A 15,180-nucleotide genomic window follows, 5' to 3' on the forward strand; every position below is an offset into this window, starting at 1 on the left:
ATAAAAGCCTCCTAATTGGAGGCTTTTTTTATTCATCGTAGATGTTTTGGTAACCACTGCCGGGCATTTCAAAGAACTTCCCGTCAATAAACCTGAAGTGTTTATCTAAAGCTGCAATATCTGCCATGTCTGTCTTATCCAGTGCAATCTCTGCTGCCTCTAAGTTAGAGCGCATATGGACAGGATTGGTCGATTTGGGAATGGCGGAACTACCCCTGGCGGCATGCCAGCCAATGAGGACTTGCGCCGGAGAAATCCCGTGTTTCTCAGCAATTTGACCGATAGTCGGTATATCGAATAGATTAGGCTCATTGTCTGCCTTCATGGCATCCGGACGATCTCCAGATCCTAAGGGTGAATAGGCTGTAAGGATGATGCCATTTTTGTCGCAATATTCCTTTAATGCATTTTGTTGTAGCAGTGGGTGCAATTCTACCTGATTAACTTCCGGGATGATCTCTGCCTTGGAATTGAGATCTTCTAGCTTCTTTTGACTAAAATTTGACACCCCTATGTGCCGGGTGAGGCCTTTGGCATGCGCCTTTTCCATTTCTTGCCAGGTGGTGATCAGAGGAACTTCATTCAAACTCCTGTAATCCTCCGGCTTGGACGGAAATCCAATTCCTTTTTGAAAGGCAACCGGCCAGTGGATCAGATAAAGGTCCAGATAGTCCAATTGTAATTTATCCAATGACTCTGATAAAGCAGGCAGTACGTCTTCTGAAGCATGTGCATCGTTCCAGAGTTTGGATGTGATGAACAGATCCTCCCGTTTTACATTGCCCTCGGCGAATATTTCCTGCAGGGCTTCTCCGATCTCATTCTCATTCTGATAGACAGCGGCTGTGTCGATATGCCGATAACCGGCATTGACCGCATCCTTAACAGCTTGCTTAACAGTTTCACCTGTAGCTTTCCAGGTTCCCAGACCAATGGCATGAGCCTGGTCTCCATTCTTAAATTTTATCGTTTTCATAGTTGATTTAATGAAATTTGAAGATAGCTAATCCTAGCTAGATTTCCGAGGATGAAAACGGTTGATCACTTCGGTCAGATAGGTGGTGTCGATATGGGTGTATATCTCGGTGGTAGTGATACTTTCATGACCCAGCATCTGCTGGATTGCTCTCAAGTCTGCACCATTTTCCAACAAATGCGTGGCAAAACTATGTCGAAAAGTGTGTGGACTTATGGTCTTGTCGATACCTGCTCTCTCTGCCAATTGCCTGGTCAGGGTGAAGATCATGGCCCTGCTTAAACCTTTTCCTCTCCTGTTGAGGAATAAGGTGTCGCTATAGCCGGGATCGATCTGTTGATGAACCCTCACCTGATCCTGATAGATCTTCACATATTTGATGGTGTTGGGTCCAATTGGAACCAGGCGTTCTTTATTACCCTTACCACTAACTTTGATGAAGCCTTCCTCGAAGAACAAATCTGAAATCCTCAATTGAGTCAATTCGGATACACGCAGGCCGCATCCATAGAGCAGTTCCATGATAGCCCGATTGCGTTCACCTTGTGGATGGCTCAGATCGATGGCCGCTATTAGTCTGTCAATCTCACCGGTGCTGAGGGTTTTAGGTAATTTTCTACCTACACGAGCACTTTCAATAAGCTCGATAGGATTATCTTTTCTATAGCCTTCAAAGACGAGGTAAGAAAAAAAACCCCGTAGGGAGGAAAGTAAGCGGTTCTGAGACCTTGGACTAAGTTCTGAGGCAGAATTCCTGACGAATTGAGTCAGGTTTTCCTGGTCAATGCTCAGTGGAACCTGGCCAGAAGAAAGATGCTCAGACCAGACCATTAATCGATTAAGATCCTGCTCGTAACTGCTAATGGAATTGTCTGAAAGCCCGCGTTCGATGCGACAGTATTGCAAATAATCGGTTATAGCGTTTTGCCAGTTCAATTGAAAGTTCGATTTTCAGGCTAAAATTAACCAATCGAAAATATCCTTGACGGTATTTTCGTTATTCAATCAAATCTTCATCATGAAAAAACAAATTGTTATTGTAATTGCTATCGCATTGCTGCCATTTACCGGCATGGCTCAAGGTCTGGACCTAGGAATCAAAGCTGGGTTAAATTTCGCTACACTATCCGACGCGGCAGGTCTGGATAATAAGACGGGATTTGTAGGAGGTGTTTTCCTGGGAGCAAAATTCAGCGAAAAATTAGGTATACAAGCAGACTTGCTCTATTCGCAACAGGGGGCGGAGCTGGATCTGGGTAGTTTTGACCTGGATTATATCAATATACCGGCAGTGATCAAATACTATCCGGTAAAAGCCTTTAATATTCATTTTGGGCCCCAATTTGGCTTTCTGGTGAATGATGACACTCAGGTGATCGTCAACGAGATCATCAATGATTTCAAGGTAAACGATTTCGATTTCTCTGGAGTAGTGGGGGTAGGTGTCAATTTGCCTTTTGGTCTGCGTCTTGAAGGACGTTATATTTTTGGAATTTCCGAAGTGCCTTCCGGCCCAGTCTACAACAACAGCAGAAACCAGACCTTTCAGTTATCTGCCGGAATTTCCTTGTTGTAGTTCTTCATTATGTCTATCTTGGAGGTACAACCAAAATAGATCATTATGAAAAAAGTTTTACTTCTATCCCTGTTCGTACTGTTAGGACAAGGATTATTTGCGCAAGGATTTCAGATTAGTGTTAACGGTGGATTACCAGTCGGTAATGCTTCGGATTTTGCTGATTTTGCCATCAATGTAGATGCTGCCTATCTATTTGAAGCAGGTTACGAGTTTTCTGCAGGTCCTGTGATAGGATATTCACACTCCTTTGTAGATTTTACCCAAACAGTAGGACCGATAACAATCGATTTAGACGACGTTCAATTTATACCCCTAGCGGCCAGGGGTTCCTGGAATTTTGCGGATGCCTGGACTTTCCAGGGAGATGTAGGATATGCCATCGGCGTGAACGATGGTAACGATGGTGGCTTCTATTACAGCCCAAGAATAATGTACTGGGTTTCACCTATAATTGGCATTGCTGCCGCCTATCGCGGTGTAGCAGTGTCAAACGGTGGTTGGAATATGCTCACACTTGGAGTAGAATTCAATCTAGGAGGCACTTCTAGTGCGGATGTCGAATAACTGATTTCGGTCATATCCCAGCATTTTTTTGGTTAATAAGTTTGTTAAAATAGGGCAATTGACCTATTGAGTTGAGAGTCAATTTCTAAGTAGTTTTAATGTAGTTAACCAATACCTTATTATAATGAGAAAATTATGGATTTTTGCGGTTGTGGCCCTCTTCGGTCTAGCCGCGCAAGCTCAAGGCCATTTCAATGCTGGACTCAGTGGAGGGATACCTGTAGGTGATGCAGGTGACTTTGCTACGTTCGCCATTGCGGTAGATCTCGGTTATCTTTTTGAGATAAATGATAGTTTCGAGGCAGGTGTTGCCACTGGTTATTCGCATTCGTTCGGTGATGATGTAGAAATCGCAGGGTTCACCGTAGAAGTTGATGATGTTCAGTTCATTCCAATAGCGGCTGCGGCAAGATTTGACGTTGCGCCGAGCTTTACTTTAGGTGCGGATGTGGGTTACGCCATTGGTATAAACGATGGTAACGATGGAGGCTTTTATTATGTCCCAAGTGCGACCTATAACGTAAATGAATCTTGGGGAATAATGGGTGCATTCAGAGGAATTTCCAAAGATGGAGGCTCCTGGAATCTGATCACACTAGGGGCTGTTTATACTTTTGGAGCTGGCAGTTCTGACGTAGAATAGACCTTAAGACAAATTGAATTATTCTGGGGGCGATTTCGCCCCTTTTTTTAGCTTAACTTTGAATACCTAATCATAGCTTACGAAATATGCGGATAATCATCATTAACGGCCCTAACCTAAATCTGCTTGGCAAGCGGGAGACTGATATCTATGGTGATCTATCATTCAATGAATTCTTCCAAGCCCTGCAAGAAGAATATCCGCAAGTTCAACTCAGTTCGTATCAATCCAATATAGAAGGAGAGTTGATCGATAAACTTCATGAAGTTGGGTTTGATTGCGATGGAATTATTCTCAATGCAGCCGCCTATACCCATACCTCTATTGGGCTAGGAGATGCGGTCAAGGCGATTTCATGTCCGGTAGTGGAAGTGCATATCTCCAATACCATGCAACGGGAAGAGTTCAGGCATCAATCTTATATCTCTTCTGGTGCTCGAGGGGTTATCTTAGGATTCGGGATGCAGAGCTACGAATTGGCTCTCCAAAGTTTTCTAAAATAAAAAAGCACCCCGTTTTGGAGCGCTTTCTTTAATCCTATTAATTTTCTACAGGTGGATGACCTCGTCGTAGGCATCGGCTACGGCTTCCATCACGGCCTCACTCATGGTGGGGTGAGGGTGAATTGCCTTCAATACTTCATGACCTGTAGTCTCTAGTTTTCTCGCTACGACCGCCTCAGCGATCATATCCGTAACACCAGCTCCTATCATATGACAACCTAGCCATTCTCCGTACTTGGCGTCGAAAATGACTTTCACAAATCCGTCTTTGTTACCGGAGGCACTAGCCTTACCACTGGCAGAGAAAGGAAACTTCCCAACCTTGATGTCAAAACCGGCTTCCTTGGCCTGGGCTTCTGTCATCCCCACACTAGCGATCTCGGGCGAAGTATAGGTACAACCGGGGATGTTACCGTAATCGATTGGCTCTACATGCATGCCAGCGATCTTTTCTACACAGGCGATTCCTTCGGCGGAGGCCACGTGAGCAAGCGCAGGGCCATGTACAATATCTCCTATGGCGTAGTAACCTGGGATATTGGTCTGATACCAATCGTTCACTATGATCTTGCCCTTATCGGTAACTATGCCGACATCCTCTAATCCGATATTCTCTAGGTTTGAGGTAATACCTACCGCGGAAAGGACCACATCGGCTTCCAGGATCTCTTCTCCTTTTTTGGTTTTAACCGTAGCCTTCACCTTGTCTCCTGAAGTATCGACAGATTCTACAGAGGAATTGGTCATAACCTTGATTCCGGATTTCTTAAAGATGCGTTCAAACTGTTTAGAGACTTCTTCGTCTTCTACAGGAACCAGTCTTGGCAGAAATTCTACTATGGTTACATCAGTACCCATACTGTTGTAGAAGTTTGAAAACTCCACACCAATTGCTCCGCTTCCAACGACTATCATACTTTCTGGCTGCTCCGGCAATGTCATTGCCTCCCGATATCCGATCACTTTCTTTCCATCCTGTGGCAAGTTTGGTAATTCCCTGGAACGAGCACCTGTAGCGATCACGATATGATCTGCGCTGTACTCCGTACCATCAACTTCCACCTTTTTACCAGGCTTGAGTTTACCATAACCATTGATCACATCGATCTTGTTCTTCTTCATCAGGAATTGAACCCCTTTGCTCATACCATCGGCTACACCACGACTGCGATCCACTACCTTGCCAAAGTCCTTATCGGCACCTTCTACGGTCAAACCATAGTCCTCAGCATGTTTCAAGTATTCGAAAACCTGGGCACTTTTAAGCAAGGCCTTGGTTGGGATACAACCCCAGTTGAGGCAAACCCCTCCCAGACTTTCCTTTTCGATGATTGCTGTTTTCAAACCTAATTGTGAGGCTCGGATGGCCGCCACATAACCTCCGGGTCCACTGCCCAGAACGATCATATCGTATTTGCTCATTGCGCTAATTGACTAGGGTTAAATTCGAGCCACGAAATTACGGAATATTCAGGTAATCCTGAAGTCAAAATCTAATTATCCTGAGGGCCATGAAATGCCTTAGGATTCGGTCTTAAAATCAATCGAGAGGGAGTTTACACAGTATCGCTGACCCGTCTGTGTAGGACCATCATTAAAGACATGCCCCAGGTGACTGCCACATTGCGCACACAAGATCTCGGTCCTGATCATTCCATGCGAAGTGTCCCTGATATATTCTACTCTTCCGGGGATGGATTCGTCAAAGGAAGGCCAGCCACAGCCACTGTCAAACTTAGAATTACTCTCAAAAAGAGGAGTCCGACAGGCTCCGCAAGAATAGGTGCCCGGCTCGGCATGAAGGTTATACTTACCCGTAAAGGGACGCTCCGTTCCTTTACCCCTCAGGATATGGTAGCGATCATGCCCCAATTCCTCCAACCACTGTTCTTCAGTTTTATGAATTGGATACTGTTTATTCATTGCTCTCAGGTACAAATTTCAGAGCCGCTCCATTGATACAGTGACGTTTTCCAGTAGTATTTCTTGGACCGTCATTAAACACATGACCAAGATGTCCACCGCAGGTAGCGCAATGCTCCTCTGTTCGAGGATAACCGATCTTATAATCGGTAGAATAGGCCACATTGTCCTTGATCTCTCTGTCAAAGCTTGGCCATCCCGTTCCGCTGTCAAATTTATGCTCGCTTTTAAACAAGGGCGTTGCACAGGCCGCACAAACGTAAGTTCCCTGCTCGTAGTTTTTGTTCAATTCTGAGGTGAATGCTCTTTCCGTACCATCCTCTCTGAGCACATAATACTGAATGTCCGTTAGTTGGGCCCGCCATTCTTCGTCTGTTTTAGTCACTTTATAAAGTGTTTCAGACTCTTTTTCTCCTTCTTTATCCTGGGCGGGAGATTGACAGGACATCAATAACCCGCCCAGAATTAGCAATACAATTTTTTTCATAGTTTCTTTAATCCGAATCGATCTCCAAGGGGAGAAATTCTACATCTACAGATTGCATCAACTGCTCCATGGTTAGATTGGCATCGCCAAACTCGGCAGGAACAACGGCAATTCGAAATATTTGGTCGTTCGTAAAGCCACTTCCTAACCCATTGAGGTTGATATCTCCCTGTAAAAATAACAATACATCCAGAAATGTGTGATTAAAGGTGTATTGGAAGGATCCATTCTCCAAATAAATGGTTTGGGGTAATTGACTCCAAACATCCAGGGTACCACCTTGGCCATCCGGAACTACATCCTCTAACCAGTAGACCAGGATAACGTCACTTTCGAACACCTCGATCCGATTGGGAAACACAACCAATTCCTGGAAGTTATTTCCGGCATTAAAACTGACCTGAGCCTCAAATACTTGGCCCAGGATATTGATACCATCATTGCCAGGAGGTCCTGGAGGTCCCGGAGGTCCTGGATCGCCCGTACAGGCTGTGATGCCGATGGCTAAAAATACGAATGCTAATAGTCTGATATGTTTCATAATCATTGGGTTTTGTATTGAGAAATCAAAAGTCTTGCCATTTCTGAAGAGAACCAAAAAAAACAGCTCAAAGATTGGTATTAATTACGCTGAAATAGAATAAATAGTATCTTTAATTGCTTTAATATCACAATTCAATGATCTCCAAGCGACAACTTTGCCTTTCACTGACCTTTTTACTTTTTCTTAGTTGTAATACCAATCCGTTCACGGGCAAGAAGACCCTGGCCTTGGTTCCCAATTCCCAGATCTTTCCCATGGCTTTTCAGCAGTATGACGAGTTCTTAAGCCAGAGCAATGTGGTGAAAGGAACAGCGGAAGCCAGAATGGTGACCAATGTGGGTCAGAAGATCGCGGCAGCTGCAGAACGCTATCTGACAGCTCAAGGTTATGCGGGATATCTGAAAGACTATGCCTGGGAATACAACCTTGTAAATGACGAGACAGTCAATGCCTGGTGTATGCCGGGAGGGAAGATCGTATTTTATACGGGAATATTGCCAATCACTCAAGGGGAAGTTGGCATTGCCACTGTGATGGGGCATGAAGTAGCACACGCATTGGCCAATCACGGACAGCAAAGAATGAGCGCCAGCCAGTTACAGGCCTTGGGAGCGGTAGCAGGGAATGTTGCCTTGAGCAATGATCCGGAGAATGTAGAGATCTTTAATCAGGCATATGGTATTGGATCCCAGGTAGGGGTGATGCTTCCATTTAGTCGAAGTCATGAATCTGAAGCAGATAAAATTGGTCTTTACTTGATGGCCATTGCAGGTTATGAACCTATGGAAGCTGTTCAGCTCTGGGAACGTATGAAGTCAAATAAAAATGGGGAAGCTCCACCGGAATTCCTCAGTACTCACCCATCTGACGACACCCGGATCTCTAACATTCAAGGTTGGGCGCCGGAAGCCAAGGCTGAAGCCCGTAAGTTTGGTGTCACCCAATTCAAAACTCAGTAAACATGCCTAACCTCCCTAAAGGAAGCAAGAAATTGCTTCACGCCTGGGCCTTTTACGACTGGGCCAATTCGGTCTATAGTCTGGTCATAGCCTCGGCCGTCTTTCCCATCTTTTATCAGGCCCTTTTCGAAAGTTCAGGTTTAAAGACAGTGGAAATTTTTGGAGGAAGCATTCGAAGTACTCCTTTGATCACTTATACCACGGCCTTAGCCTTCTTAGTGATTTCCCTCATCTCGCCCTTGCTGTCTGGTATAGCAGATTATGTCTCGAATAAGAAGATGTTCATGCGCTTCTTCTGCTACCTGGGGGCGCTTTCCTGTATGGGCTTGTATTTCTTCTCCCTGGATAGGTTGTATTTCAGCCTCATCCTTTATTTTCTTGGTTTGATAGGATTTTGGGGTAGTCTGGTTTTTTACAATTCCTATCTGCCGGATATTGCGCATCCGGAGCAACAAGACCGCTTGAGCGCCAAAGGGTATTCCTTAGGGTATATCGGTAGTGTGATCCTCTTGCTGATCAACCTGGGTATGGTCATGTTCCCAGAATTATTTGGCTTTGGAGATGGGGAGAGGCCAGTATGAAGGCCATGCGAATCTCCTTTGTCATGGTAGGTCTGTGGTGGATCGGATTCAGTCAATATTCTTTTAAATACCTGCCTAAAGGAGTAGGTGAGGCTAAAAAGGCTCATCCGCGCTTTATGCTGAACGGTTTTCTGGAATTACAGACTGTCTATCGCTCTTTGTCCAACAATAAGAGACTTAAGCGCTACCTGGGGGCCTTCTTTGTGTACAGTATGGCTGTGCAGACAGTGATGCTGGTTGCGACCTATTTTGGTGAACAAGAGATCGGTTGGGGAAGTTCCGAGGAGAAGACCATGGGATTGATCATCAGTATTTTGATCATACAGTTGGTGGCCGTTGCCGGTGCTACTTTAACCTCCCGGGCTTCAGAACGGTATGGCAACATCCCAACCCTGATCGTGATCAACCTGATTTGGGTGATGATCTGTGTGATCGCCTATTTCATTGTGACCCCGGTGCAGTTCTACGCCACGGCAGGTATAGTTGGTCTGGTCATGGGCGGGATTCAGGCTCTGTCTCGATCTACCTATTCCAAATTCTTGCCGGAGACCAAGGATACCACCTCCTACTTCAGCTTCTACGATGTGACCGAAAAGATCGGGATTGTGATCGGAATGCTCTTGTATGGCCTGATCGATCAGATCACAGGAAGTATGCGGAATTCCGTGATATTTCTAGTGGTGTTCTTTGGGCTTGGAGTCATCTTGCTGATCCGCGTCCCTAAAAATGAAGAAAGGACCGCTTAATGCGGCCCTTTCGGTTGGCTATCAAATTAGTCGTTTAGTTGTTTGAGGTGATACTACCTGAACCGGAAGCTTTGGTATCACTTTGTTCCGGGTTACCTCTGTATTCAATATCACCAGATCCTGCCACACGTGCAATAATAGAGCTATTGGCAACTACCTTGGCATCTCCGGAGCCTGAAATTGATACATCTGTATTCTGGGCCTCAAGGCCAAAACCTTTATAATCGCCACTACCACTAATTGCAAGGTCAAGGTCTACGGTTTTCCCGCTTAATTCTATATCGCCAGAACCGGTCACTCTTACTTTGGCCTTACCAGAATTGATATCCAGGATGACATCTCCAGAACCAGTAACACTTATAGCCATGTTTTGGGAATCGATGGTGTCTTTAGTGTCGATGTCTCCCGAACCCGTAAGAGCTACCTCCGAGATGTCCTGGAAGGGAACAGTTACATGGATTCCTTTCTTGGTCTTCAGATTGTAACCTTTTTTGGTCGCGATGACCAGGGAACTACCCTTGACCTGGATATCCAGGTACTCGTGCAGGTTGTCGTCTGTTGTCACCTGTACTGCGCCTTCAGTTCCTCTTTCCAAATGGATGTCCATAGAACCAACACCTTTCACGGCATCATAGCTTCCGGTATTGACGGTTTTGGTGGTTACATTACCATTTCCGGTCACTTTCTTACTGCCCCATTGGGCAAATACACTACTGGTTCCTCCTACTATAAGCAGGGTACAAAGGATGGTTTTGATCGTGGTTTTCATTGTACTGTCGTTTTTTGATTTTTAGTATTTCTTAAGGGTAACTCCTCCGTATTCTGAATTTACGTAGATGGTGTTACCGGATCCTTTAGTTCCGTGGTATCCTTTATAGGTCTTACGGCTATTCTCTTTGTGGGTGTGTTGCATCTCTACCAGCTCTTCACCTTTAAGGCTGGCATAGCGTAGGTCTAGATCGAAATCAAAGCTGTATCCGCTTTCAAAACCGATCTTGATGCCCGCATAGTCCGATTCGATATTGATGTCGCCACCACTGCTGGTTACCCGGTCTACCGAAATGGAGCCGTAGTCTGCACTGACTGTCAGGTCTCCGTTCAGTTTACCGATTCTGAGTGGAATATAATCTCCGCTCCCGTCCATATTGGTCACTTCACCAACTGTGAGCTTGCCATAGTCACAGCTATAATCCAGGGTATGCACTTCCATAACCTCACTTTTGGTGTAATCTGCATTCAGATCTAAGGCCTCAGTTCGTTCCAGGGTAAAGTTGGAATAATCCGCATTGATGGAGCCGGTCTTCATATATCCGATGGTGGAATTCTTGGTGTAATCAAAGTTCAGATCGTTATTGTCTCCCATCAACTCTCCAATATTAAGCTGCCCGTAGTCACAACTGATCTCTGCTCTTCCTTCGATCCGATTCAGATTGATAGGGCCGTAGTCATTGCTCAGGTCTACAGAATTGGTCACAGGCACCTTAATGGTGTAATTGATCTCCATGCTGACGTTGTTATTGTTGTTACCCCACCAGTTCCAACCTTTTTTCTTTCCGTTGAAAACTGTCCTGGCACTAACCCCTGATGCATTTCCTGAGAATTCTACATCGATGTCATCCAATTTCTTTTGGACCTTCTCTTCGTTATTTCCGTTGGTCTTAATTACTACCTCAATAACGGTTCTGTTCTCGTTCCAGCTTACCACGTCAATGTTTCCATAGCTATTGCTCACGGTCAAACTGGCGTTGGTATTTACAGTATATTCTTTGTTCAGTTTCTTTTCTTTGGTGTACTTACCCTTTAATTTACCGCCTGTTGCCAGTACCATAGCCGGTACCATCAACAACAGCATCAGGGCATTAAATGGTCGTCTCATTTCTATTCGCTTTAAGTGTTTCAATTTGTTCAATAGTTTGAATGACCTCTTGCAGTAGTTCGATACGATCCTGGAAATTGGCAATCATCGCATTGATCACTCTTTTGTCATTTCCACTTTCTTTGAGATCTACTTTGAGTTGGTCGTAGTTCTGCTCCAGAAGATCCAGTCGGGTCAAAGCATCATCAATGATCGCTTTGGTCTCTTCGGTCTCAAATCCTTTAAGGGTAGCCAGTTCTTCATTGATGGTTGTAACGAAGAACGACTCGGCCTGCTCCATTTCAGGAGATACAGAGGCGAGCTCTGCAGAATTATCTTCAGGTTCTAATACCGAGATCCCCAATGAGATCAACACCAGGAAGCCGGCTGCTATACTCAATGGCTTCCACCAATTACGCTTGTTCTTAGCTGGTTTCCCCTGCTGCTGGTTCAGTCGAGACATAAACCTGGCTTGATGCCCCTGGGGGGTATCGTGTAGGTCCAATTGCCCTTCTAACTCCTCAAATAATCGATCTATCTGGTCCTTATTACTCATGATGAATAATTAATTTCTTTCGTAAACTTTCTTTGGCTCGTGAAATCATTGTACGGCAGTTGGCGTAACTAATGTCCATGATCTGGCAGATCTCTTCGTAGTCAAAGCCTTCTACAAAATGAAGACTGAGTATCTGACGATAGCTATGATGAAGCTCATTCATGGTTTCCATGAGTTGACTGACCTGAACCTGGGCATAATCCTCAGCATCCAGCCCGTCATTTGCTTCATCGGCGGCCAAAGGAATATTCTCATCAGACACAGTGCTGATACGCTGTGCCTTTCTGAATTGCGCAATGCTATTATTGACCACGATCCGTTTTAGCCAGGCACCAAAAGAAGCTTCTCCTTTGTAGGTGTCCAGTTTCTGGAAGGCGGTCAGGAAAGATTCCTGCATCACATCCTCGGCCTCTGCAATGTCTTTGACTATGCGTAGTGCCGTGTTGTACATGGCGCGCTGATAGCGGTTGTATACTTCCAGCTGTGCCAATTGATTTCCATCTTGACAAAGAACAAGTAACGATTCAATATTCTGTTTGGTTAGTGTCAAAAACATGATCGTTTATGCTAAGGATAGACCCTTAATTAAAATGTTACACTCCGAAAGATTAAAGTTAGGGAAGTGGCACAACTATTGAAACATTAGAACGTAGAAGACTGAACAAAATCCCTGAATAACAAGGTTTTACAATTTAGTTAGCACAAAACAAAGAATAAGAAGTTTCTGAAACCCCTATTTCTGGGTGACAGAATGTCCTGATAATACATATGGCCAGAACAAAATTGATAACACTAGACAGTTTGTCATTGCAGGAATTCCAGGAGGATGCCGAGTTAATTCCATTGATGACCCCAGAGGATGAAGATGCAATGGATAAGGAAGAAGTCCCGGAATCCTTGCCTATCCTTCCCCTTAGAAATACCGTACTATTCCCTGGAGTGGTTATTCCGATCACAGCGGGAAGAGATAAGTCCATCCAATTGATCAATGAGACCAACCGGGGGAATAAGATAATCGGGGTGGTATCTCAAAAGGAAGAAGTACAGGAGGATCCTCAGCTTCAAGACCTCAATACGGTAGGAACGGTAGCAAGGATATTGAGGGTACTCAAGATGCCCGATGGTAACACTACCGTTGTGATCCAAGGTCAAAAACGCTTTGAGATCTCCCAATTGACCACCACCGAGCCTTATCTGACGGCTACCGTCAACCCAGTCCCGGAAGCAAGGCCTTCTGCAGACAATGAAGAATTCCAGGCCATTATCGAGTCAATCAAGGAGATGGCCCTGGAGATCATTAAGGATAGTCCGAACATTCCTTCTGAGGCTTCGTTTGCCATCAAGAACATAGAGAGCAACTCATTCCTGATCAATTTTGTGTCGTCCAATTTGAATATTTCTGTAGAGGACAAACAGAAACTGTTGGAGATCAATGATCTGAAAGAACGAGCTTTAGCTATCCTCAAACACATGAATGTGGAGTTGCAACGGCTCAACCTACGTCAGGATATCCAATCAAAAGTAGAGAGCGATATCAACCAACAACAGAGAGAATACTTCCTGCAACAGCAAATGAAGACCATACAGGAAGAATTGGGTGGAAATGCTCATCAGGTGGAGATCCAGGAATTGCGGGACAAGGCAAAAACCAAGGATTGGCAAGAAGAGGTTGCTGAACACTTCGAAAAAGAGATCTCCAAGTTGGAGCGAATGAATCCACAGGTTGCCGAATATGGTATTCAGCGGAATTACCTGGACCTGATCTTGGAGTTACCCTGGAACGAGATCAGCCAGGATCAATTCGATCTCAAACGGGCTAGAAAAATACTAGATCGCGATCATTATGGCCTGGACGATGTCAAAGACCGGATCGTCGAATATCTGGCGGTACTTAAACTTAGACAGGACATGAAGTCTCCTATTCTCTGTCTGTACGGACCGCCGGGAGTAGGTAAAACTTCATTAGGAAAATCCATAGCCGAGGCTTTGGGCAGGGAGTATGTACGTATGTCACTTGGCGGTTTACGGGACGAAGCGGAGATCAGGGGCCACAGAAAAACCTATATCGGGGCCATGCCAGGCCGGATCGTTCAGAACATCAAAAAGGCCGGTAAAAGCAATCCGGTATTTGTCCTGGATGAGATCGACAAGCTTTCGGTAGGTAGTCAAGGTGACCCTTCGTCTGCTATGCTGGAGGTTCTTGATCCCGAGCAGAACATGGAATTTCACGATAATTTCCTGGAACTGGGATACGATCTGTCCAAGGTATTATTTATCGCTACCTGTAATAGCTTGAGCACCATTCAACCTGCTCTTAGGGACAGGATGGAAATCATCGAGGTCTCAGGTTATACCATAGAAGAGAAGGTGGAGATCGCCAAACAGCATCTGTTGCCCAAGCAATTGGAAGAACACGGACTCAAATCTGATCACCTCAAGATCGGGAAGAGACAATTGGAACGCATCGTAGAAGGGTATACCCGGGAAAGCGGAGTGAGAACCCTTGAAAAGCAAATTGCGAAGATGGTTCGGTATGCGGCCATGAAGATCGCGATGGAGGAGAAGTACGAGACCAAGGTCACGGAGGAAATTATCATACAGGTATTAGGAGCTCCTAAATTAGAGCGAGACCGATACGAGAACCACGATGTGGCCGGGGTGGTTACCGGATTAGCCTGGACTCGGGTAGGAGGAGACATTCTCTATATAGAATCTGCTCTATCCAAAGGAAAAGGACAATTGACCATGACCGGAAACTTGGGTAAGGTGATGAAGGAATCGGCAACTATTGCCCTGGAATATATCAAGTCCAATGCTGATCTATTCGGCATTGACCCGGTTCTATTCGAGAAGTATAACGTGCATATTCACGTTCCGGAAGGAGCCACACCAAAAGATGGACCCAGCGCCGGGATCACCATGCTGACTTCTCTTGTATCACTATTCACCCAGCGACGAGTGCGCAGGAACCTCGCTATGACAGGGGAGATCACCCTGAGAGGAAAAGTACTGCCAGTAGGAGGAATCAAGGAGAAGATCTTAGCCGCCAAGCGCGCTCGTATCAAGGAGATCATACTCTGTGAAGAGAACAAACGAGACATAGACGAGATCAAGCCGCGCTACCTCAAAGGATTGACCTTTCATTATGTCAGAGAGATGAATGAAGTTCTGGAAGTAGCCCTGCTGAAGAACAAGGTGAGCAAGGCCAAGGTCCTTTAGTCCGGAGAACTCTTTAAAAGCCGTCTACAATTTCCTAATATTGCA

At 45.2% G+C, this 15,180-nt stretch carries 16 protein-coding genes and 1 pseudogene; 7 read left to right on the plus strand and 10 right to left on the minus strand.

The window, feature by feature from the left end:
- Nucleotides 1-28 precede the first annotated feature (28 nt).
- The gene (locus BST85_RS04775; protein WP_104812212.1) at nucleotides 29-976 is read right to left on the minus strand and encodes an aldo/keto reductase; all 948 of its coding nucleotides are present in this window, start codon (nucleotides 974-976) and stop codon (nucleotides 29-31) included.
- Between the two features lie 33 nt (nucleotides 977-1,009).
- On the minus strand, nucleotides 1,010-1,912 hold the full coding sequence (gene xerD / locus BST85_RS04780) for a site-specific tyrosine recombinase XerD (RefSeq protein WP_104812213.1): 903 nt from the start codon (nucleotides 1,910-1,912) through the stop codon (nucleotides 1,010-1,012).
- Between the two features lie 82 nt (nucleotides 1,913-1,994).
- Here xerD and BST85_RS04785 point away from each other — a divergent pair, with 82 nt between their 5' ends.
- From BST85_RS04785 to aroQ, 4 genes are all read left to right on the plus strand, one after another.
- Entirely contained in the window at nucleotides 1,995-2,552 is a 558-nt protein-coding gene (locus tag BST85_RS04785; protein ID WP_104812214.1) for a porin family protein, read from the plus strand.
- A 45-nt stretch (nucleotides 2,553-2,597) separates the two neighbouring features.
- Nucleotides 2,598-3,119: a hypothetical protein gene (locus BST85_RS04790; RefSeq protein WP_181039957.1), complete on the plus strand. Its 522-nt coding sequence runs from the start codon at nucleotides 2,598-2,600 to the stop codon at nucleotides 3,117-3,119.
- Nucleotides 3,120-3,243: 124 nt separating this feature from the next.
- Nucleotides 3,244-3,762, plus strand: a complete 519-nt coding sequence (locus tag BST85_RS04795) for an outer membrane beta-barrel protein (protein ID WP_181039958.1) — start codon at nucleotides 3,244-3,246, stop codon at nucleotides 3,760-3,762.
- An 86-nt stretch (nucleotides 3,763-3,848) separates the two neighbouring features.
- Nucleotides 3,849-4,265: a type II 3-dehydroquinate dehydratase gene (aroQ, locus tag BST85_RS04800; protein ID WP_104812215.1), complete on the plus strand. Its 417-nt coding sequence runs from the start codon at nucleotides 3,849-3,851 to the stop codon at nucleotides 4,263-4,265.
- Between the two features lie 45 nt (nucleotides 4,266-4,310).
- Here the strand turns inward: aroQ and lpdA are convergent, their stop codons facing one another.
- The 4 genes from lpdA to BST85_RS04820 form a co-directional block, all read right to left on the minus strand.
- The gene (lpdA, locus tag BST85_RS04805) at nucleotides 4,311-5,687 is read right to left on the minus strand and encodes a dihydrolipoyl dehydrogenase (protein WP_104812216.1); all 1,377 of its coding nucleotides are present in this window, start codon (nucleotides 5,685-5,687) and stop codon (nucleotides 4,311-4,313) included.
- A 99-nt stretch (nucleotides 5,688-5,786) separates the two neighbouring features.
- A complete protein-coding gene (gene msrB, locus BST85_RS04810; RefSeq protein WP_104812217.1) occupies nucleotides 5,787-6,188 on the minus strand; it encodes a peptide-methionine (R)-S-oxide reductase MsrB in 402 nt (133 codons plus the stop codon).
- A complete protein-coding gene (gene msrB, locus BST85_RS04815; RefSeq protein ID WP_104812218.1) occupies nucleotides 6,181-6,675 on the minus strand; it encodes a peptide-methionine (R)-S-oxide reductase MsrB in 495 nt (164 codons plus the stop codon). Before msrB (BST85_RS04815) ends, msrB (BST85_RS04810) begins: the two co-directional genes overlap by 8 nt.
- Before the next feature lie 7 nt (nucleotides 6,676-6,682).
- Nucleotides 6,683-7,216, minus strand: a complete 534-nt coding sequence (locus BST85_RS04820; protein ID WP_104813906.1) for a hypothetical protein — start codon at nucleotides 7,214-7,216, stop codon at nucleotides 6,683-6,685.
- A gap of 137 nt (nucleotides 7,217-7,353) precedes the next feature.
- On the opposite strand from BST85_RS04820, the gene BST85_RS04825 reads away from it, so the two are divergent.
- On the plus strand, nucleotides 7,354-8,178 hold the full coding sequence (locus tag BST85_RS04825) for a M48 family metallopeptidase (RefSeq protein ID WP_104812219.1): 825 nt from the start codon (nucleotides 7,354-7,356) through the stop codon (nucleotides 8,176-8,178).
- A gap of 2 nt (nucleotides 8,179-8,180) precedes the next feature.
- Nucleotides 8,181-9,505 (plus strand): annotated as a pseudogene (locus BST85_RS04830) (MFS transporter).
- Between the two features lie 34 nt (nucleotides 9,506-9,539).
- Here the strand turns inward: BST85_RS04830 and BST85_RS04835 are convergent.
- Genes BST85_RS04835 through BST85_RS04850 form a run of 4 tightly spaced genes read right to left on the minus strand, consistent with a single transcriptional unit; the run spans nucleotide 9,540 to nucleotide 12,472 of the window.
- Nucleotides 9,540-10,274 carry a head GIN domain-containing protein gene (locus BST85_RS04835; RefSeq protein ID WP_104812220.1) on the minus strand — a complete coding sequence of 245 codons (735 nt, stop codon included), beginning with the start codon at nucleotides 10,272-10,274 and terminating at the stop codon, nucleotides 9,540-9,542.
- A gap of 21 nt (nucleotides 10,275-10,295) precedes the next feature.
- On the minus strand, nucleotides 10,296-11,381 hold the full coding sequence (locus BST85_RS04840) for a DUF4097 family beta strand repeat-containing protein (RefSeq protein WP_104812221.1): 1,086 nt from the start codon (nucleotides 11,379-11,381) through the stop codon (nucleotides 10,296-10,298).
- Nucleotides 11,365-11,916: a hypothetical protein gene (locus BST85_RS04845; protein WP_104812222.1), complete on the minus strand. Its 552-nt coding sequence runs from the start codon at nucleotides 11,914-11,916 to the stop codon at nucleotides 11,365-11,367. The genes BST85_RS04840 and BST85_RS04845 overlap by 17 nt, the downstream gene beginning before the upstream one ends.
- On the minus strand, nucleotides 11,909-12,472 hold the full coding sequence (locus BST85_RS04850) for an RNA polymerase sigma factor (RefSeq protein ID WP_342750394.1): 564 nt from the start codon (nucleotides 12,470-12,472) through the stop codon (nucleotides 11,909-11,911). Before BST85_RS04850 ends, BST85_RS04845 begins: the two co-directional genes overlap by 8 nt.
- Nucleotides 12,473-12,684: 212 nt before the next feature.
- On the opposite strand from BST85_RS04850, the gene lon reads away from it, so the two are divergent.
- On the plus strand, nucleotides 12,685-15,135 hold the full coding sequence (gene lon / locus BST85_RS04855; RefSeq protein WP_104812223.1) for an endopeptidase La: 2,451 nt from the start codon (nucleotides 12,685-12,687) through the stop codon (nucleotides 15,133-15,135).
- Nucleotides 15,136-15,180 lie beyond the last annotated feature (45 nt).

Origin of the sequence: Aureitalea marina (genome assembly GCF_002943755.1) — a bacterium.
Lineage (GTDB): Bacteria > Bacteroidota > Bacteroidia > Flavobacteriales > Flavobacteriaceae > Aureitalea > Aureitalea marina.

What these genes read in the sequence shown, in the direction of transcription:
- lpdA (WP_104812216.1), bottom strand. Translation starts at nt 5,687, where the DNA reads ATGAGCAAATACGATATGATCGTTCTGGGCAGTGGACCCGGAGGTTAT.
- BST85_RS04785 (WP_104812214.1), top strand. Translation starts at nt 1,995, where the DNA reads ATGAAAAAACAAATTGTTATTGTAATTGCTATCGCATTGCTGCCATTT.
- BST85_RS04775 (WP_104812212.1), bottom strand. Translation starts at nt 976, where the DNA reads ATGAAAACGATAAAATTTAAGAATGGAGACCAGGCTCATGCCATTGGT.
- msrB (WP_104812217.1), bottom strand. Translation starts at nt 6,188, where the DNA reads ATGAATAAACAGTATCCAATTCATAAAACTGAAGAACAGTGGTTGGAG.
- BST85_RS04825 (WP_104812219.1), top strand. Translation starts at nt 7,354, where the DNA reads ATGATCTCCAAGCGACAACTTTGCCTTTCACTGACCTTTTTACTTTTT.
- BST85_RS04795 (WP_181039958.1), top strand. Translation starts at nt 3,244, where the DNA reads ATGAGAAAATTATGGATTTTTGCGGTTGTGGCCCTCTTCGGTCTAGCC.
- msrB (WP_104812218.1), bottom strand. Translation starts at nt 6,675, where the DNA reads ATGAAAAAAATTGTATTGCTAATTCTGGGCGGGTTATTGATGTCCTGT.
- aroQ (WP_104812215.1), top strand. Translation starts at nt 3,849, where the DNA reads ATGCGGATAATCATCATTAACGGCCCTAACCTAAATCTGCTTGGCAAG.
- BST85_RS04850 (WP_342750394.1), bottom strand. Translation starts at nt 12,472, where the DNA reads ATGTTTTTGACACTAACCAAACAGAATATTGAATCGTTACTTGTTCTT.
- BST85_RS04790 (WP_181039957.1), top strand. Translation starts at nt 2,598, where the DNA reads ATGAAAAAAGTTTTACTTCTATCCCTGTTCGTACTGTTAGGACAAGGA.
- BST85_RS04845 (WP_104812222.1), bottom strand. Translation starts at nt 11,916, where the DNA reads ATGAGTAATAAGGACCAGATAGATCGATTATTTGAGGAGTTAGAAGGG.
- BST85_RS04820 (WP_104813906.1), bottom strand. Translation starts at nt 7,216, where the DNA reads ATGAAACATATCAGACTATTAGCATTCGTATTTTTAGCCATCGGCATC.
- BST85_RS04840 (WP_104812221.1), bottom strand. Translation starts at nt 11,381, where the DNA reads ATGAGACGACCATTTAATGCCCTGATGCTGTTGTTGATGGTACCGGCT.
- lon (WP_104812223.1), top strand. Translation starts at nt 12,685, where the DNA reads ATGGCCAGAACAAAATTGATAACACTAGACAGTTTGTCATTGCAGGAA.
- BST85_RS04835 (WP_104812220.1), bottom strand. Translation starts at nt 10,274, where the DNA reads ATGAAAACCACGATCAAAACCATCCTTTGTACCCTGCTTATAGTAGGA.